Raw genomic sequence first — 19446 nt, forward strand, 5'->3', positions numbered from 1 at the left:
CGTTGGGGCGCTCGTTATTCTCCGGGATTGTGCGCCGCGCGGCGGCCTGTAACGCGCGGAATCATTCCAGTGGTCCAGTCCTGGAACTCGCCCGATCCGCTGCTGGAGCTACCGTTGCTGTCACTGCCGCCGGGTCCGTCGTCACGTTTCGTCGCAGGCTTGTCCTGCAGGGCCTTCAGCAGTTCTTTCTTCTCCCGGCGACCCTCCACAAGCTTGTAAAGGACCGGGACCAGGACCAGCGTCAACGCAGTGGATGAAACCAGCCCACCGATCACCACGATTGCCAGTGGTTGCGAAATGAACCCGCCGCCACCCGTGAGGCCCAACGCCATGGGAGTCAAGGCGAAAACGGTGGCCAGCGCGGTCATGAGGATGGGACGCAGGCGCTGCCGTGCACCGTGCGTGATGGCATCGGCAACGTTCATGCCCGTACTGCCGTCATGTGGTTTGCGGTATTGGTTGATGAGGTCGATCAACACGATGGCGTTGGTGACCACGATGCCCACCAGCATCAGCATGCCAATCAGTGACGGCAGCCCCAGTGGAACGCCTGTCAGGAGCAGCAGACCCACGGCGCCGGTAGCAGCGAAGGGCACAGAGACCAACAGGATCAGCGGCTGGATGAGTGACTTGAACGCCGCCACCATGATCACGTAGACGATCGCGATGGCTGCCAGCAGTGCCAGGCCAAGCTGCCGGAAGGACTCAGCCTGCTGGGTGGTGGCACCGCCGATAGTTGCCGTGACCCCCGGGGGCAGTTCCACTGCTGCCAGCCGCTCCTGCACTGCGGCGCTGACGCTGCCCAGATTGGAACCGGAAGGCGTCACGGTCACCCTCGCGGTCCGCTGCCCATTGCTGCTGGTGATGGATACGGGGGTATCAACCTGCTCGACGGCGGCAATCGTCTCCAGTGCGACGCCACCGCGGGCTGTGGGGAGCTGGAGCGCACGGACTGCGGCGATGCTGGTGAAGCGCGTGCCCTCGCCAATTTGCACAGGGTAGTCGTTGGTCTCGATCCGGACGGTACCGGCCGGAATGGGGCTCACGGTGGATGCGAGGAAGGCGCCTACTTGCTCTTCCGTCAAGCCCGCTGCAACTGCTTTGGCGCGGTCAACGCGGACCTGCACCACGGATTGTTTTGATGCAAGGTTCGTGGCGACTTCCGAGCTGCCCGGAACGCCTTCCATGGCCTTCACCATGGCGTCGCTTGCCGTCTGGAGGTCTGTGGAGTTCGCGGCCCTGATGGTGATGTCCACAGTGGAGGAAGTACCGAATCCGCCCTGCTGGGATCCCACAGTGACTTTTCCGGAGGCCCCCACCAGCTTGGCGCGGACCTCGTCCTGGAGTTTGCTTTGATTTACTTTCTCGTCGGTGACAACGGTGAACGTCGAGTTGGAGGACCCTGTTGACGTAAGGGCGGCGAAGCCCGTTTGGGCATTCCCTGAAGTGACCTGAACGTCCTTGATACCCTCAATGCCCTTGAGGGATTCCTCAATTTTGGCCGCCTCATCGCTGGTGGCCTGCAGGCTGGTGCCCGGCGGAAGGACTTGGCGCACTGTCATGCTGTTCTCTCCGGAACGGCCCAGCAAGTCGGTAGCCAGAAGCGGCGAGACGGCGATGGTTGCGACCAGCACCAGCGCCGCCGCGGACAACGTGATGACCGGATGTTTCTGCGTCTTCGCAAGAATGGGAAGGTAGCCGCGCTGGAGTCGACTCCGCTGTTCGGCCTCACGGGCCTTTTCGGCAGCTTCCTTTGCAGATGCTTGTGCCTCAGCGCCTTTTCGGGGGGAGGACAGGAACCAGTAGGCCAGGACCGGAACGATTGTCAGGGAAACCAACAGTGACGACAACAGTGCAATAGTCACGGTCAAGGCGAAGGGACGGAACAGCTCACCGGCGAGGTCGCCCACGAAAGCGATGGGGAGGAACACGGCCACAGTGGTCAGGGTGGATGCCGTGATGGCCCCGGCCACTTCCCGGATGGAGGTCAAGATGGCTGTCAGCTTGTGTTCGCCATAGCTGAGGTGCCGCTTGATGTTCTCGATGACCACGATCGAATCGTCCACCACGCGCCCGATCGCAATGGTGAGGGCACCCAGGGTAAGGATGTTCAGCGAATAGCCTGTGGCGGAGATGCCGATGAAGGTGATCAGCAGGGACAACGGGATGGAGACGGCCGTGACCAAGGTGGAGCGCACTGACATCAGGAAAACCAGGATGACAGCGACGGCGAAGCCCAGACCGAGGAGGCCTTCCGTAGTGAGGTCCTTGATGGACTTCTCAATGAAGGGTGCTTGGTCGAAGACCGGCGTGAAGGTCGCGTTGTTGCCGAGCTCATCTTCCATAGGGCCGACGGCGTCACGCACGGCATGCGAAATCGCCACTGTATCGCCCTCGGGCTTCTTGGTGACGGACAGCGCCAGCGTGGGCTTGCCGTTGGTGCGGGTGATGGAAGTAGCGGCGTCGTCCTCAATGCTGACGTCGGCCACGGCTCCGATGGTTGCAGCACTCTTGGTGCCGGCCAAGGGAAGTCCCTTGATGATGTCCAGGGAATCCACCGGGCTGCCGAGTTGGAGGGATAGGGTCTTGCCTTGATCCTCGATGGTGCCGACAGGAACCAGGGTCCCGTTGTTTTTCAACGCATTGCTGATGGACTGGACCGAAGCCCCTGTTGTTGCGAGGTCCGCGGGGCGGGGCTGAATCAGGATGTGTTGGCTGGACCCGCCGGTCACATCGGCGCCCCGGACGCCGTCGATCTTCTGCAACCGTGGAACGCTGAGCCGCAAGAGGTCAGCGTTGAGCTCGCTCAGGGGTTTGTCCGAGGAGACCGCCAAATAGACGATCGGAAAGTCGCTGATGTTGCCCGCGATGGACTGGGGTTCGACGTCGGCCGGCAGCACCCGCTTGGCGTTGGAGATCGCCCGGTCAATCTGGTTGCGTGCCCGGTCCAGGTTGGAGCCGTACGTGAATACCATGGTGATCTGCGAAACGCCGTTGCGGGACGTCGATGTAGTGGACTCCAGACCCTCGACGCTGTTCAGGGCTGTTTCCAGGGGTTGGCTCAGCTGCTTGTCCACAACCTCCGGGGAGGCTCCGGGCATGGAGGTCACCACGGTGATCTGCGGGAACTCGATGGAAGGAATGAGTTCCTGCTTAAGCGACCCCATGGTGATCACGCCGAACACCGCCGCAAAGACGGTGATCAGCGCGATCAGGGCCCGGTTTCCCAGGGACAGTTTGGCCAAGCGGAACATTGCATTGACTCCTGCGGTCTACGTAACGATTCGACTGACGGGAACCGGCCGCAGCCCCGGGTGTGGCCTAGCTTTGGATAGCGTTGGCCACTTCCAATTGCAGAGACCTGGCGGTGCTTGCTTCCAGTTCCGCGGCCAGGTCCGGGTTCTCATTGAGCTTGACGCCGTAGCCCGGCATCATGTCCTTGAGCTTGGACTGCCATCCCTTGAAGTTCTTGGGGAACGACTTTTGCAAGAGTTCGATCATGATGGGCACGGCGGTTGAAGCACCCGGAGAAGCGCCCAGCAGGGCGCCAATGGATCCATCGCGGGAAGCAATGACTTCCGTGCCGAACTGCAGGACGCCACCCTTCTGAGGGTGCTTCTTGATGATCTGTACACGCTGGCCGGCGGTGATCAGTTCCCAGTTGCCTCCTGCTGCCTCCGGGTAGTACTCGCGCAGGGCATCCACTTTGGCCTCGTGCCGCTTGGCAACCTCCTTGATGAGGTACGCGGTGAGGTCCATGTTGTCTTTGGCTACGGCCAACATGGGAATGATGTTTCCCGGTCGGATGGACAGCGGAAGGTCAAGGTAGCTGGAGGTCTTCAGGAAGTTGGTGGAGAAACCGGCATACGGGCCGAAGAGGAGGGAACGCTTGCCGTCCACGTAGCGGGTGTCCAGGTGCGGCACGGACATGGGCGGGGCGCCGACCGATGCCTGGCCGTACACCTTTGCGCTGTGCTGGGACGTGATGGCGTCATCCGTGCAGCGGAAGAACTGGCCGGAGACGGGGAATCCGCCGTATCCCTTGCTCTCAGGGATACCTGAGGCCTGAAGCAGGTGGAGGGCACCGCCACCGGCTCCGACGAAAACAAACTTGGCATGGATACGGCCGTGCTCGCCGGACTTGGGGTGCTTGATGGAGAGGTCCCATCCACCGCCTGCTGCGCGGTGGATGTTGGTGACGTCATGTCCGTAATTGACCTCGGCGCCGCTGCTTTGCAGGTAGCCGGTCAGTTCGCGGGTCAAGGCGCCGAAGTCGACGTCGGTGCCTTCCGCCGCGCGGGTTGCGGCAACGCGCTGCTTGCGGTCGCGGCCCTTGACGATCAAGGGGGCCCACTTGGCGATGTGGTCCTGGTCCTCGGTGTACTCCATGCTGCGGAACAGGGTGTTGGGCTTCAGTGCCTCGTACCGGGTCTTCAGGAAGTTCGCGTGGTCATCGCCAATGACGAAGCTCATGTGCGGGACGGTGTTGATGAAACCCTTCGGGGACCCGACCACGTTGCTGTCCACCAAGTGGGACCAGAACTGGCGGGAGAGCTGGAACTGCTCGTTGATGTGCAGGGCCTTGGAGGGGTCTACGGAACCATCTTTTGCAGCGGGAGAGTAGTTAAGCTCACACAGCGCAGCATGGCCGGTGCCGGCGTTGTTCCATGGTCCGGAACTTTCGAGCCCTGCTTCGTCGAGTCTTTCGAAGAGGGAGATGGTCCAGGTGGGTTCAAGTTGCTTGATGAACGCACCAAGGGTGGCACTCATGATTCCACCGCCAATAAGGACGACGTCGGCATGTTGAGTCTTGGAAATGAAGGTCACGATCAATCTCCGTTAGCGGCGGCACTGGCTGTCACAGAATATCCCCGCGCAGACTCAATACTGAAATTGCGGGGAATCGTCAAGGCTTTAGGCGGACGTTTGTGAAAACTTCGTTGAGGACGGGGGAAGCCGGGTAGCTTTCCACCTTGTTGGACAGCGCCAGGGCAGAGATGGGGAAGGCGATGGGCACAGCCGGTACCGACGCCGCGATCTCTGCGTTGATGGCTTGATACTGGGTGTTGCGGTCGTCGCCTTCGGGCATGGCCCGCGCGCGTTCTATCTTGTGGAAGACTTCCGAGTCTGCGTAGCCGAACTCGGCGCGTGATTCGCCGAACAAGGGTCCCAGGAAGTTGTCCGCGTCAGCGTAGGAGCCATTCCAACCGAGCAAGTGCAGGCCGCGGTCACCGGCCGATTGGACCCGTTGGAGGTAGCCGTCTTCCCAGTCGATGGGAACCGGCTTGATGTTGAAGCCGACAGCCACGAGTTGGCGGCTGAGTTCGGCGTAGATCTTTTCCGGGGTGGGCATGTAGGCCCGCGTGGCGTTGAGGGGGTAGTAGAACTTCAGCTCTTCGCCCTTGTAGCCGGCCTTCTTCAAGAGCTCTTTTGCTTTCTCCGGGTTGTACCCCAAGGAGGGTGCATTGTTGTTGAAGCCACTAAGTTTGGGCGGCACGAACTGTGATGCCTGCGCAGTGTTGTCGATGAAGAACTTGCGGATCAACGCTTCCTTGTCGATCGCCATTTCGATCGCTTGGCGGACCTCGGGCTTTTCCAACGGTGCCACAGCCTGGTTGATGCCGAGGTACATCACCGAGAACGGGTCGCGCTGGATGATCTGGACACCCTTCTTGACCAACTGGTCAAAGGTCCCGGAGGTCACAAGATCGTAGGCGTCGATCTTGCCGTCCAGCAAAGCCTGTTGACGCGTTTCCGCGCGATCGTAAGGGATGAAATTGATGGTTGCTATCTGTCCTCTGTTGCCCCAATAGCCCTTGTAGCTGGACAGGGTGAGCTTCTTCTCGTCCCATCCAGTGAAGACATACGGGCCCGTACCCACGGGATGACCGGCGTAGCTGGACATGGCTTGGCCATTCCGGACCTGGTCAAGGACGTTGGCCTTTTGTGCCTCCAGGGCGGCGGGAGACGATATTGCGAAGGCAGGCAGTGTCAAAGCCTGGAGGAATCCCGTGAAGGGACGCGTCAGATTAATCCGGACGTCGCTGGCCGAGACCACTTTGCAATCTTTGAAGATGGAGAACACCGGCTGGTCCGAGTAGGCCTTGAAGACGCTTTGGAAGGAGATCCCCGGCGCTTGCTTCCTGAGGTCTTCGGGGAAGGTGAACCAGCGGTTGAAGTTGGCGCATACTGCGGTTGCATCCAGTGGAGTTCCGTCGTGAAAGGTCACGTTGGAGCGGAGCGTGAAGTCGTAGCTCAGCCCGTTGTTGCTGTCCTTCCACTCCGTGGCCAGCAGGGGAGTGGTTTGGCCTGTCTCGCCGTCCACCCCCACGAGTCCTTCGAGGACTTGACGGGTGACCCGATAGGACTCTGAATCAGCGGTGACGGCAGGGTCGAGGCCAAGAGGCATGGACGCCGTGCCGAAATTGAAAGTTGCCGAGGGTTCAGCGGCGGGGGAATTACTGGCAGATGAAGTCAGGGCGGGGCCCGGTGCCCCCGTGCACCCTGCCAGTCCCAAAGCCAACACGGCAGCTCCGAACTGAATGCTTAGGCGCCGCATCTTGCTGCTTGCCACTCTTGTCCCCTCAAGCCGGTTGGAAGTGCTGTGGCCGGCTTCGGCCAGACCGCATTCCAGTCTAGTTGAACGTCCTGAGTGCACTTCCCAGCGCACCTTCAGGATGGCCCCGTCTGCTTGAGGAGAAAAATACCCCCGGTCCTGCAACCGGGGGTATTTGTGTATCTGTGCGCAAGGGGGGACTTGAACCCCCACGCCCGAAGGCACAGGAACCTAAATCCTGCGTGTCTGCCAATTTCACCACTCGCGCTGGCTGGCAACCGGGCCGCCTGGTTTGGCGGTCAATCCCATATACCGGCCTCCAGTGTACCCGCTACTTGTCCAGCTTGAGATCCCGCCGGAGCTTGGCAACGTGCCCCGTAGCACGCACGTTGTATTGCGCCAGGGAGAGCTTTCCATCGGGATCAACCACAAAGGTGGATCGGATCAGCCCCATATAGCTGCGGCCGTAGTTCTTCTTCTCGCCCCAGGCCCCATACGCCTCGGCAACGGAGTGGTCCTCGTCCGAGAGCAGGCGGAAGGTCAGCTGTTCTGCCTCACTGAACTTTGCAAGCGCTTTGACGGGGTCGGGGGAGACTCCCACCACTTCGTACCCTGCGGACTGCAGGGACCCCAGCGTGTCGCGGAAATCGCAGGCTTCCTTGGTGCATCCGGGGGTCGAAGCGGCCGGATAGAAATAGAGGATGGTTTTCCGTCCCCGAAGGTCCCTCAGGCTCATGCTTTTGCCGGTTTCGTCCTGAAGTGTGAAGTCCGGGGCGGTGTCGCCCGGGATAAGTCGTTCAGCCAAAATGTGCTCCTTGCCAGTGATCGCGATTTCCCAGTTTAGTGCGGGAAGCCGCGTCCTCACCGCTTCCGCGCATATACTGTCGGCATGCCAGATATGGAGAGATGGCCCACCACCCGATTGCTTTCGACAGCTGCACGCCTGGTGGAAATCTCGTGGAACGAAAAATTGAAGTCCATCGGCCTTACCCACGCCGGTGTCATTGCCATGCAAGTGTTGGCTGCCAAAGGTGCCATTACGCAAGCGGCTTTGGCCGAAGTAGCGCGGGTTAAAGCCCAGACAATGGGAACCACTCTTGCGAGGCTTGAGCTGCACGGGCATGTCACCCGACAACGCAGTGATTCCGACCGCAGAAGTCACGTGGTGACCCTTACCGACGCCGGCGTTGCGGCTCTTGCAGAAGCAGTAAAGCTCGAGCAGGATGTCTTGTCGCCCGTTGCAGTGGACACCGCCCGCCTCCGCGAGGAGCTTCGGATCGTTGTCCGGGGCCTTGCAGGGTTGCCGGCGCCGGAGCAGGAATCCCACGAGGTTGACACCGACCTGCCTCAAGTCTGACCAAAGCCTGTGGCCGGGGTTTCCTTTGGAAACCCCGGCATGGAACCCGGGCATGGAAACAGAAAGGCTCCGGATCGTATCTACGATCCGGAGCCTTTCCTCTTTGGTGCACCCCCCGGGACTCGAACCCGGAACCCATTGATTAAGAGTCAATTGCTCTGCCAGTTGAGCTAGAGGTGCAGCTATTGTTTCGGGTTATCCGGTGAATTCGCATTCCCCGTTGACCTCCGCAACGACAAATAACTCTACACCACTATTTGGTTGCTGGAGACCAAAAGGGGCAATGCGTGATGCACGCCATTTGCTTGCGCCCGAAAAGAGTATTGAACAACGAAAAAGGCCTTGGAGTGATATTCACTCCAAGGCCTTTCGCTTGGTGCACCCCCCGGGACTCGAACCCGGAACCCATTGATTAAGAGTCAATTGCTCTGCCAGTTGAGCTAGAGGTGCAGCTGTTGATTTTGATCGAACCCGGAAGCTTTTCTTTCTCCGGCGATCTCCGCAACGACATGTAACTCTACACGACTTCCACCGAAGAGGGAAATCGGCGGCTTGTCGCCTCCGGCTTCACGGGCCGAGCTTCAGAATCACCGCAAAATCAGGGTTTCTGTTGTTGCTGACAACCCAGAGAGTGCCGTCGGGGGCTCGAGCTACGTCCCTCAGCCGCCCGTACTGTCCTGTGAAATAGGCCACAGGGGTGCCCGCGTTCTCGCCCTCGAGCGGAACCGCCCACAGTCGTTGACCACGAAGCGCACCCGTATAGGCAATGCCATCAACGATTTCGAGACCACTTGGTGAGGCGTCCGACGTTGATGGCCAGACGACCTTCGCATCAATCAGCCCGCTTCTGCCCGGCGCGCCGGTCACGGTAGGCCAACCGTAGTTTCCGCCGGGCGTGATCAGGTTTAGTTCGTCATCCACGTCCGGCCCGAACTCGCTGGCCCAGAGGCGTCCGTCCGTGTCCCACGCCAGGCCCTGCACGTTCCGGTGGCCATAGCTGTAGACGGGGTTATCGCCGAAGGGATTACCCGGGGCCGGGCGACCCTCCGGAGTGAGTCGAAGGATCTTGCCTCCCAGTGCGTTTGTATCCTGGGGTTGCTCCCGGCGCTGCGAATCGCCGGTGCCTACGTAGAGGAACCCATCCGGGCCAAAACGGATTCGACCACCGTTGTGGGTTGAGGCCTTGGACATTCCGGAGAAGATCACTTCAGCCTCACCCAGAGCCAATTGACCACCTGTATCCTCGGTCAATTTCATCCGCGCAATCCGGTTGTCGCTTGGTGAAGTGAAGTATGCGTACAGCCACCGGTCCGTTGCGAAGTCGGGGGAGAGGGCCAAGCCGAGCAATCCTCCTTCTCCGCCGGGGTCGACGCCGGACACCTCACCTATGGTGGTGGCCTGGCCGTCTCGGATGCTCTTCACCTGGGCGGAGTCCCGCTCGGACACCACAGCTGTGCCGTTTGGCAAGAAGACAACTGACCACGGCAGCTGCAATCCGACGTCGAGCTTTTGAGCGACTTCCGGGATCTGTGGCGGTGCGGGCGTTGTTTGCGTGGTTCCGGGGGCGGATGTCGCTGAAGTGGCTGTCCCCTCCCGGGTGGCTGACGCGTTCGGTGTTGCCGCGGTCCCCGGCGACGATGGACTGCCGGTGCATCCCGTTACCGACAGGAGCAGCACAAGCGCGGAGGCGGGTATGAGTCGATCACGCCTTACCAGAGAGTGCCTGCCCATGTTCTTGCCTGCCTGTATCCTGGCCGCCGGGTTCTCCTCAGTGCCTGCTGCGGCGAGGTGGGCGGAAACCGGCAGCCTCCGCATGCGCGGATGATTCGAACCACACATCGGCAACAGCGTCGTCATACCCGGCTGTGTCTTCGTCGTGGTACGTCATGGCCGAGGCGTTGGCCTTGACGGGATAGGCATCCCCTGGTGCGCTGGAGGATCCGGTGCCGTAGGGATGCTCGACGGCCAGGTGCCCGGAGCCCGCCGAATCTTCGGCCGCTGCAGACTCTGCGCCCGGCAGGGTGGGTGAGTGTGCATCGGTGTACTCGTGGTGATGGACCGGAGTGCCGCTCGCATCTGTCCAGGAAGACTCCCACTCAGCCTTGTCTGCTGCCTCGTTGGAGGCGGCAGCGGGAGAACCCGCATCCCAATCGTCCACGTCGCCGGCGTCGGCGTCGGCCGCATGGATCTTTGTGTCTGTGTGCACCACGGGTTCCGCCACCACTGGTTCGTCAATCACGGGCTCGGCCACTGCAGGGGTTTCGATGATTGGTTCCGCCACGGTCAACCCGGGCGTGGTGGCCGGCTGAACATCGGAGGCTGCAGCGGCTGGTGAATCGTCGACGGCGGTGCGCGGCTCGGCTTGCACGTCATCGGTGACGGGGGAGGCCCCGTGGATTTCTTCGGAAGGTCCGGGTTCGGCAACGTCCGGTTCGGCAAGGTCAGGTTCGGCAACCCTTGGCTCCTCGACAGTCGGGCCGCTGCCCTCGGCTGCGGTCTTGCCCAGATTGGTTACCCCTGCCAGGCCGGCCACACCTGCTGCCGTTGCCGCGGGGTCCGGCATGGAGGCCGTGTTGCTGGGCTCCATCGCTGCCGGGGCAGTGGTGCTGGTTGTCCCGGAAAGGCGATCGTCGGCGGGGGCATGGCTTGGGGTGGTATCGATGTTTCCTGTCTTGTTGCGGTTCATTAGCCACCAAACAATTGCGACGACCAAAACAATGACAATGACCCAAATTAACCAGTCCATGGTGGAGGCCCTTCTGCTCACTGGGGTGAAGCTCGTGGTAATGCCGACGTTACGTGCCTGCTTATGGGCTGTCCAGCGTTTGACCTGCTGGTTCGCCCGAATTGTCAGCCCCCTTACTAATTCGGGACCCAAGAAAATTCATGGTCAGGCATTTCTCCGTGAGTCGCCTAGTCTGGCTCCATGGACTTCAAAAGGCTGCAGATTCTGCGCGAATTAGCGGACCGGCAAAGTGTTGGCGCCACAGCCGAGGCCCTGAATGTCACAGCCTCGGCGGTATCACAGCAGCTGAAAACGCTGCAGGCGGAGATTGGTGTTGTCCTCGTGGAGAAGGTGGGCAGGAGCGTTCAGCTGACCGAAGCAGGACTGGCCATGGCGGCAGCAGCATCGGACATAGCCACAGCCATGGCCAGGGCGGAGTCCACCATTGACATCTACCGGAAGGGTTGGCAAACACGCGTCTCCGCAGCCTTCTTTCCCAGTGCGGCGGAAATGCTCCTTCCAGGAGTGCTGCACCGCGTTTCCTCTGTGGATGGACTGACTTTCGATGCACATTTCGAGGATCCGGGAACTGCCCATTTCGCTCCCTTGGTGGCGGACTACGACATTGTGCTGGCGCACAGCGTGGATGGGCCTGAGGTTTTTGCCCGGCGGGGCCTCACTGTAGTGCCGCTCCTGGAGGAAGCGCTGGACGTCGCCATGCCGGCCGGCCATCCCTTGGCCGCAAAAGTCCGGCTTAGCCCCCAGGACGTTGTTGACTATCCGTGGATCGGCGTCCCGGAGGGCTTCCCGTTCGACACCGTCCTTCGCCAGATCGAACTCCATGCAGGCAGGCAGGCCTTGAGGGGCCAGCGATATCCGGATCTGAGGGTGCTTGAGGCTTTGGTGGGCGCGGGGCACGGCATCTGCCTTTTGCCCCGATACACTGCCCGGGCAAGTGCGCGGCGGGGACTCGTTCTTCGGCCACTTACCGACGTCAAGGCAAGCCGAAGCATCGTGGCATTGTCGCGGCAGGAAGTTGCCGCGCGGGCCACCATCGCCATCGTCCTGGACATGCTCAAGAGCGAAGCTGAATCCATTGCCAAGGAACTCAATGAGTCACGCCCCAACGTCTAAGGTACAGACCACCCCGACGCGGACCATTGCTTGTGGTCAGAGTGGGCGCAAAACCGCAACATTCGGCAGTTTAGGCTTAACCCGGCGTGCAGCAACGTTCGCAAACGCCCCGTGCACATAGACTTTGGACCATGAGTGACACCACCCGAATTGCGACAGACAACACCCCGGACATCAAACCCCGCAGTCGGGTGGTGACCGACGGCATTCACGCGGCTCCTGCCCGTGGCATGTTCCGTGCGGTGGGCATGGGGGACGACGACTTCGCCAAACCCCAAATTGGTGTTGCCAGTTCGTGGAACGAAATTACCCCCTGCAACCTTTCCCTGAACCGCCTTGCGCAGGGCGCCAAAGAAGGCGTCCATGCTGGCGGTGGCTTCCCGATGCAGTTCGGCACCATTTCTGTCTCGGACGGTATTTCCATGGGCCACGAGGGAATGCACTTCTCCTTGGTTTCCCGTGAGGTCATCGCCGACTCCGTGGAAACAGTGATGCAGGCCGAGCGCATTGATGGCTCGGTGCTCCTGGCGGGCTGTGACAAGTCCCTTCCGGGCATGCTCATGGCTGCTGCCCGCCTGGACCTCGCGTCCGTCTTCCTTTACGCAGGCTCCATCATGCCGGGCTGGGTCAAGCTGGAGGACGGCTCGGAGAAGGAAGTCACCCTCATTGATGCCTTCGAGGCCGTGGGTGCCTGTGCCGCCGGCAAAATGAGCATGGAAGACCTCACCCGCATCGAAAAAGCTATCTGTCCTGGCGAAGGTGCCTGTGGCGGCATGTACACGGCCAACACCATGGCCTGCATTGGCGAGGCCCTGGGCATGTCCCTTCCCGGTTCAGCCGCCCCGCCGTCGGCAGACCGCCGTCGTGATGATTTCGCCCGCAAGTCCGGCGAAGCGGTAGTCAATCTGCTGCGCCTGGGCATCACAGCGCGGGACATCATGACCAAAAAGGCGTTCGAGAACGCCATCGCCGTCACCATGGCCTTTGGCGGTTCCACCAACGCTGTCCTGCACTTGCTCGCGATTGCCCGCGAAGCCGAAGTCGAGCTGACGCTGGACGATTTCAACCGCATCGGCGACAAAATCCCCCACCTGGGGGATCTCAAGCCCTTTGGGCGCTACGTTATGACCGACGTGGACAAGATTGGCGGCGTGCCGGTCATCATGAAGGCGCTCCTCGACGCCGGACTGCTGCACGGTGACTGCCTCACCGTTACCGGCAAGACGCTTGCCGAAAACCTGGCCTCGATCAACCCGCCGGACCTTGATGGCAAGATCCTCCGTGCCCTGGACAACCCCATCCACAAGACCGGTGGCATCACTATCCTTCACGGTTCCATGGCCCCCGAAGGCGCCGTAGTGAAGAGTGCCGGCTTCGATGCTGACGTCTTTGAAGGAACTGCGCGTGTCTTCGAGCGCGAGCAGGGCGCCCTCAGCGCGTTGGACAACGGCGAAATCAACAAGGGTGACGTGGTGGTCATCCGCTATGAAGGACCCAAGGGCGGCCCCGGTATGCGCGAGATGCTGGCCATCACCGGAGCCATCAAGGGTGCGGGCCTTGGCAAGGATGTCCTGCTGCTTACTGATGGCCGCTTCTCCGGTGGTACAACAGGTCTGTGCATCGGGCACGTTGCGCCGGAAGCCGTCGACGGCGGCCCCATCGCCTTCGTGAAGGACGGCGACCGTATCCGTGTGGATATTGCTGCCCGCTCCTTCGATCTTCTGGTGGACGAAGCTGAGCTCGGGGCCCGCAAGGAGGGCTGGGAGCCGCTGCCAGCCAAGTTCACCAAGGGCGTGCTTGCCAAGTACGCCAAGCTTGTCCACAGTGCCTCCACGGGAGCGTACTGCGGGTAGTTCCTGCTTGGACTTCGGCTGCCAAGGAGCGGCCGGAGTCCGGCAGGCGGACATAGCTGTCCAAATAGTGAGATACGATAGTGGTCAATTGACACGTATCTCACTTTGAGGGAACACTGAACGCATGATCACATTCGTTACCGTCGGCATCGTCGTCCTTACCAAGCGCGTGGCTTAGCCCGACTGGTAACGAACCGTCACGCGCAAACCCCTCGAAGAGCCGGAAGGCTGAGGGGTTTTTTTATTCCCCGAAGCAAGACCCACCTATTGAAGATCCACTAAGGAAGAGTCCGATGAGCAAAGGATCGCCGATCAGCCCCTCGCTGATGGCTGCAAAGTCCGCTGGAGCCCACAAAGCTCCGGAAAAGGTCGACCGTACGGCTGAGGCCGTCGTCGTCGACGCTGCTGCACCTCTCTCTCCTGTACTTGGGCCGAACACCGTTGTACCCCCAACGGTGATGTCCGGCTCGCAAGCAATTGTCCGTTCGCTCGAAGAACTCGGCGTGGACGATATTTTCGGTTTGCCCGGTGGCGCGATCCTGCCCACCTACGACCCCTTGATGGCCTCCAGCATGAATCACATCCTGGTCCGTCACGAACAGGGAGCCGGCCACGCCGCGCAAGGCTACGCCATGGTTACCGGACGGGTTGGCGTTTGCATCGCCACCTCGGGACCCGGTGCCACCAACCTCGTTACCGCCATCATGGACGCCCACATGGATTCCGTGCCAATGGTGGCCATCACCGGCCAGGTTTCCAGCGGAGTCATCGGCACCGATGCCTTCCAGGAAGCGGACATCGTGGGTATCACGATGCCCATTACCAAGCACTCGTTCCTGGTGACTGACCCTAATGACATTCCGCATGTCATGGCTGAGGCTTTCCACCTCGCGTCCACTGGCCGCCCAGGCCCCGTTCTGGTGGATATCGCCAAGGACGCCCAGGTTGGCCAGATGACCTTCTCCTGGCCGCCGAAGGTGGATTTGCCGGGCTACCGCCCCGTAGTGCGCGGCCACAACAAGCAGGTCCGCGAAGCGGCCAAGCTGATCGCTGCCGCCAGCAAGCCGGTCCTCTATGTAGGCGGCGGTGTGGTCAAGGCCCACGCCTCCGCAGAGCTCATGGAGCTCGCGCTGGCTACCGGCGCTCCCGTGGTCACCACCCTGATGGCGCGAGGTGCATTCCCTGATTCGCATCCGCAACACGTTGGCATGCCGGGCATGCATGGTTCTGTCTCCGCCGTAACTGCGCTTCAGCAGGCCGACCTGCTGATCACCCTCGGTGCCAGGTTTGATGACCGTGTCACCGGCGTGCTGAAGACCTTTGCCCCGTTTGCCAAGGTCATCCACGCTGACATCGACCCCGCGGAAATCTCCAAGAACCGCACAGCCGATGTCCCGATTGTTGGCTCGGTTAAGGAAATCATTCCCGAACTCACCGAGGCCGTGAAGACGCAGTTCGAACTGAGCGGAACCCCGGACCTGGACTCATGGTGGGCCTTCCTGGGCAACCTTCGCGACACGTACCCGCTGGGATGGACCGAGCCCGAGGACGGGCTCACCGCCCCGCAGCGCGTGATCAAGCGCATCGGTGAGCTCACGGGTCCTGAAGGCATCTACGTAGCCGGCGTTGGCCAGCACCAGATGTGGGCCGCCCAGTTCATCAAGTACGAACGGCCTCACGCCTGGCTGAACTCAGGCGGCGCAGGAACCATGGGATACTCGGTTCCGGCAGCCATGGGCGCCAAGGTCGGTGAACCGGACCGTGTGGTCTGGGCCATCGACGGTGACGGCTGCTTCCAAATGACCAATCAGGAGCTGGCCACCTGCGCCATCAACAACATCCCGATTAAGGTCGCCATCATCAACAACTCCTCGCTGGGCATGGTCCGCCAATGGCAGACGCTGTTCTACGAGGGTCGCTACTCGAACACGGATCTGAATACAGGCCACGACACCATCCGGATTCCGGACTTCGTGAAACTGGCCGATGCCTACGGTTGTGCCGCACTGCGTTGTGAGCGCGACGAAGACATTGATGCCACCATCCAGAAGGCACTCGAAATCAATGACCGTCCCGTGGTCATCGACTTCGTCGTCAGCCCGAACTCGATGGTGTGGCCCATGGTGCCTTCGGGCGTCAGCAACGACCAGATTCAGGTTGCCCGCAACATGACCCCGGAATGGGAAGAGGAGGACTAGGCATGAGCCGTCACACACTGTCCGTTCTGGTAGAAGACAAGCCCGGCGTGCTCACTCGCGTGGCCAGCCTCTTCGCCCGGCGTGCGTTCAACATCAATTCCCTGGCTGTGGGACCCACCGAGGTTCCAGGCATGTCCCGCATGACGGTTGTCGTCGACGCCGACGGCGACCTCATCGAGCAGGTCACCAAGCAGCTCAACAAGTTGGTCAACGTCATCAAGATTGTTGAGCTGACTTCCGAATCTTCCGTACAACGTGACCACATCCTGGTCAAAGTACGTGCGGATGCCGCGACACGTCTGCAGGTTACCCAGGCTGCAGACCTGTTCCGTGCCGCCGTCGTCGACGTGTCCACAGACTCGTTGGTGATTGAGGCAACCGGTACCCCCGAGAAACTCGCTGCGCTGCTTTCAGTGCTCGAGCCGTTCGGCATCCGTGAAATCGTGCAGTCCGGCACCTTGGCCGTTGGACGGGGATCCCGCTCCATGAGTGACAGGGCGCTCCGTTCCGCGTGAGCGTTGCGTCCAGTACCGCAGCACCACTATCAATATCTACGAAAACCACTCAAGAGGAGTTACGCAAGTGACTGAAATGTTCTACGACGACGACGCAGACCTGTCGATCATCCAGGGCCGCAAGGTAGCCATCGTTGGCTACGGCTCCCAGGGCCACGCCCACGCACTGAACCTGCGCGATTCCGGCGTCGAGGTTGTTATCGCGCTGAAGGACGGCTCCAAGTCGGCCGCCAAGGCACAGGACGCAGGCTTCACTGTCAAGAACGTTGCGGACGCCGCCGAATGGGCAGACGTCATCATGATCCTGGCACCGGACCAGCACCAGCGCTCCATCTACAACGACTCCATCAAGGACAAACTGACCGAGGGCAAGGCACTTGCCTTCGCTCACGGCTTCAACATCCGTTTCGGCTACATCGAAGCTCCGGCCGGCGTTGACGTTATCCTGATCGCCCCGAAGGCTCCGGGCCACACTGTGCGCCGCGAATTCGAAGCCGGCCGCGGTATCCCGGACATCATCGCTGTTGAGCAGGACGCAACCGGTTCCGCTTGGGACCTGGCGAAGTCCTACGCCAAGGCAATCGGCGGAACCCGCGCCGGCGTCATCAAGACCACCTTCACCGAAGAGACCGAGACCGACCTCTTCGGTGAGCAGTCCGTTCTCTGCGGCGGCGTTTCCCAGCTCGTTCAGTACGGCTTCGAAACCCTGACCGAAGCCGGCTACCAGCCGCAGATCGCCTACTTCGAGGTTCTCCACGAGCTCAAGCTCATCGTTGACCTCATGTGGGAAGGCGGCATTGCCAAGCAGCGCTGGAGCGTTTCCGACACCGCAGAGTACGGCGACTACGTCTCCGGCCCGCGCGTCATCACCCCCGAGGTGAAGGAAAACATGAAGGCTGTCCTCGCCGACATCCAGAGCGGTGCTTTCGCCAAGCGCTTCATCGACGATCAGGACAACGGTGGCACCGAGTTCAAGGAACTGCGTGCCAAGGCAGAGCAGCACCCGATCGAAGAGGTCGGCCGCGAACTGCGTTCCCTGTTCTCCTGGCAGCAGCAGGACGCTGACTACGTTGAAGGTTCCGCAGCGCGCTGATCCTTTGGTGCTGGCCTAACGGCCGGTGCACTACGACGCCCGTCCGGACAACATAGCCGGGCGGGCGTCGTCGTTTCTCCGCCAACACCATTTCTCCAGTGAATTGCCCAGCCTCATGGGCTGTGAACTTCTTCACAACGGGTACCGGTCCGGCCGTAACATCCCTCCCCGGCACCGGAAACCCCGCCCGGATTCGATATTCTGGGCTGGTCCCGGCGCCGTGCCCCGGGCCACGCATCCGCTCCTTGTCCAGTTCTGTCCAAAGTTGTCCAAAGTAAGGTGCCACCCCGTGTCAGTCAGCAAACCCGTCGTCCTCCTCGCCGAGGAACTTTCGCCCGCCACAGTCGAGGCATTGGGCCCGGACTTTGAAATCCGACAGACCGACGGCGCCGACCGTTCCCAGCTGCTGTCCGCCATTGCCGACGTCGACGCCATCCTGGTGCGTTCGGCCACCCAGGTGGATGCCGAGGCCATCGCTGCGGCCAAGAACCTCAAGGTCATCGCCCGTGCCGGCGTGGGGCTGGACAACGTTGACATCAAGTCCGCAACGCAAGCAGGCGTCATGGTGGTCAACGCCCCGACGTCCAACATCGTTTCTGCCGCAGAGCTCACCGTAGGCCACATCCTGAGCCTCGCCCGCCACATTCCGCAGGCCAGCTCTGCTTTGAAGAACGGCGAGTGGAAGCGCTCAAAGTACACCGGCATCGAACTCTTCGAGAAGAAGATCGGAATCATCGGCCTTGGACGTATCGGTGCCTTGGTGGCAGCACGCCTCCAGGGCTTCGAAACCGAAATCCTCGCCTATGACCCCTACATTACGGCTGCTCGCGCAGCCCAGTTGGGCGTCAAGCTTGTCACCCTTGACGAACTTCTGGAAAACGCCGACTTCATCACCATCCACATGCCCAAGACGCCGGAGACGGTAGGCATGCTGGGCGCGGACGCCTTCCGGAAGATGAAGGAATCGGCGTACGTCATCAACGTGGCACGTGGTGGCCTCGTGGACGAAGAAGCGCTGTACACCGCTCTGAAGGAAGGCCAGATCGCGGGCGCCGGCGTGGACGTCTTCGTCAAGGAACCCAGCACCGACCTGCCGTTCTTCGAGCTCGACAACGTCGTTGTCACTCCGCACCTCGGCGCGTCCACGGATGAGGCGCAGGAGAAGGCCGGCGTGTCAGTGGCCAAGTCGGTTCGCCTTGCCCTTGCAGGCGAACTGGTGCCCGATGCCGTGAACGTTGCCGGAGGCGTCATCGCTCCGGATGTTCGCCCGGGTATCCCGCTGATCGAAAAGCTGGGCCGGATCTTCACGGCGCTTACCCACGCGTCCCTGACCCAGATCGACGTAGAGGTGGCCGGCGAAATTGCCGCGCTGGACGTCAAGGTACTTGAACTGGCTGCGCTGAAGGGCGTCTTCGCTGATGTGGTCACCGAGCAGGTCTCCTACGTGAATGCTCCGGTGATCGCGGAACAGCGCGGCATCAACACCCGGCTGATCACCACCCCCGACGCCGAGGACTACCGCAACGTCCTGACCATCCGTGGTGCCCTCAGCGATGGTTCGCAGATCTCTGTTGCCGGTACCCTCACGGGTCCCAAGCAGGTGGAGAAGCTCGTAGGCGTCAACGGATACGACGTCGAAATCCCCATCAGCGAGCACCTGGTTGTTGTGGCCTACGCCGACCGTCCGGGTGTCATTGGCACCATCGGACACATCTTGGGCATGAACAACATCAACATCGGCGGGATGCAGGTTGCGCGCCAGACCGAAGGCGGCCAGGTTCTCGCGCTCCTGACCATCGACAGCTCGGTTCCGCAGCAGGTGCTGGAAGCCATCAAGGCCGGTATCGGCGCAGAGATGGTTCGCGAAGTGGACCTGGAGGACTAGCACTGATCTTCATCAGCTAGGTTCGCGTGCCGGCGACACACCATGGCACGCAGGAGTGGCCGGTCTGCTTACAATGGCTGGGTCCGGGATTCGGACCCGGCAGCAGGCCGGCCACAACTTTTTGCACATA

At 61.3% G+C, this 19446-nt stretch carries 13 protein-coding genes and 3 tRNA genes; 7 read left to right on the forward strand and 9 right to left on the reverse strand.

What is annotated here, in order from left to right; all coding sequences use genetic code 11:
* Positions 1 to 14: 14 nt before the first annotated feature.
* The 5 genes from M1D89_RS10900 to bcp all read right to left on the reverse strand — a co-directional run bounded on the left by M1D89_RS10900 (position 15) and on the right by bcp (position 7361).
* Positions 15 to 3254 (reverse strand): efflux RND transporter permease subunit, encoded by a 3240-nt coding sequence (locus M1D89_RS10900; protein WP_498650454.1) that lies wholly within the window; start codon positions 3252 to 3254, stop codon positions 15 to 17.
* A 67-nt stretch (positions 3255 to 3321) separates the two neighbouring features.
* Entirely contained in the window at positions 3322 to 4827 is a 1506-nt protein-coding gene (locus M1D89_RS10905; protein WP_498650456.1) for a malate:quinone oxidoreductase, read from the reverse strand.
* A gap of 79 nt (positions 4828 to 4906) precedes the next feature.
* Positions 4907 to 6574 (reverse strand): ABC transporter substrate-binding protein, encoded by a 1668-nt coding sequence (locus tag M1D89_RS10910; protein WP_498650458.1) that lies wholly within the window; start codon positions 6572 to 6574, stop codon positions 4907 to 4909.
* A gap of 168 nt (positions 6575 to 6742) precedes the next feature.
* Positions 6743 to 6824, reverse strand: a tRNA-Leu gene (locus M1D89_RS10915).
* 63 nt (positions 6825 to 6887) lie between these two features.
* Positions 6888 to 7361, reverse strand: a complete 474-nt coding sequence (gene bcp / locus M1D89_RS10920; RefSeq protein WP_498650460.1) for a thioredoxin-dependent thiol peroxidase — start codon at positions 7359 to 7361, stop codon at positions 6888 to 6890.
* Between the two features lie 84 nt (positions 7362 to 7445).
* Between bcp and M1D89_RS10925 the strand changes: the two genes are divergently transcribed.
* A complete protein-coding gene (locus M1D89_RS10925) occupies positions 7446 to 7913 on the forward strand; it encodes a MarR family winged helix-turn-helix transcriptional regulator (protein ID WP_498650462.1) in 468 nt (155 codons plus the stop codon).
* Between the two features lie 104 nt (positions 7914 to 8017).
* Here the strand turns inward: M1D89_RS10925 and M1D89_RS10930 are convergent.
* From M1D89_RS10930 to M1D89_RS10945, 4 genes are all read right to left on the reverse strand, one after another.
* Positions 8018 to 8093, reverse strand: a tRNA-Lys gene (locus M1D89_RS10930).
* Positions 8094 to 8287: 194 nt separating this feature from the next.
* Positions 8288 to 8363: transfer RNA gene (locus tag M1D89_RS10935), tRNA-Lys, on the reverse strand.
* Positions 8364 to 8480: 117 nt separating this feature from the next.
* Positions 8481 to 9644: a PQQ-dependent sugar dehydrogenase gene (locus M1D89_RS10940; RefSeq protein ID WP_498650940.1), complete on the reverse strand. Its 1164-nt coding sequence runs from the start codon at positions 9642 to 9644 to the stop codon at positions 8481 to 8483.
* A gap of 37 nt (positions 9645 to 9681) precedes the next feature.
* Entirely contained in the window at positions 9682 to 10659 is a 978-nt protein-coding gene (locus M1D89_RS10945) for a sunset domain-containing protein (RefSeq protein ID WP_498650464.1), read from the reverse strand.
* A 180-nt stretch (positions 10660 to 10839) separates the two neighbouring features.
* Here M1D89_RS10945 and M1D89_RS10950 point away from each other — a divergent pair, with 180 nt between their 5' ends.
* The 6 genes from M1D89_RS10950 to serA all read left to right on the forward strand — a co-directional run bounded on the left by M1D89_RS10950 (position 10840) and on the right by serA (position 19316).
* Positions 10840 to 11772: a LysR family transcriptional regulator gene (locus M1D89_RS10950; protein WP_498650466.1), complete on the forward strand. Its 933-nt coding sequence runs from the start codon at positions 10840 to 10842 to the stop codon at positions 11770 to 11772.
* Positions 11773 to 11903: 131 nt separating this feature from the next.
* A complete protein-coding gene (ilvD, locus tag M1D89_RS10955; protein WP_498650468.1) occupies positions 11904 to 13625 on the forward strand; it encodes a dihydroxy-acid dehydratase in 1722 nt (573 codons plus the stop codon).
* Between the two features lie 293 nt (positions 13626 to 13918).
* On the forward strand, positions 13919 to 15823 hold the full coding sequence (locus M1D89_RS10960; protein ID WP_498650470.1) for an acetolactate synthase large subunit: 1905 nt from the start codon (positions 13919 to 13921) through the stop codon (positions 15821 to 15823).
* A 2-nt stretch (positions 15824 to 15825) separates the two neighbouring features.
* Positions 15826 to 16338 carry an acetolactate synthase small subunit gene (ilvN, locus tag M1D89_RS10965; protein ID WP_011775174.1) on the forward strand — a complete coding sequence of 171 codons (513 nt, stop codon included), beginning with the start codon at positions 15826 to 15828 and terminating at the stop codon, positions 16336 to 16338.
* A 67-nt stretch (positions 16339 to 16405) separates the two neighbouring features.
* Positions 16406 to 17431: a ketol-acid reductoisomerase gene (ilvC, locus tag M1D89_RS10970; RefSeq protein WP_498650473.1), complete on the forward strand. Its 1026-nt coding sequence runs from the start codon at positions 16406 to 16408 to the stop codon at positions 17429 to 17431.
* Between the two features lie 289 nt (positions 17432 to 17720).
* On the forward strand, positions 17721 to 19316 hold the full coding sequence (gene serA, locus M1D89_RS10975; protein WP_017199597.1) for a phosphoglycerate dehydrogenase: 1596 nt from the start codon (positions 17721 to 17723) through the stop codon (positions 19314 to 19316).
* Positions 19317 to 19446 lie beyond the last annotated feature (130 nt).

The organism is Arthrobacter sp. D3-18, assembly GCF_054408525.1.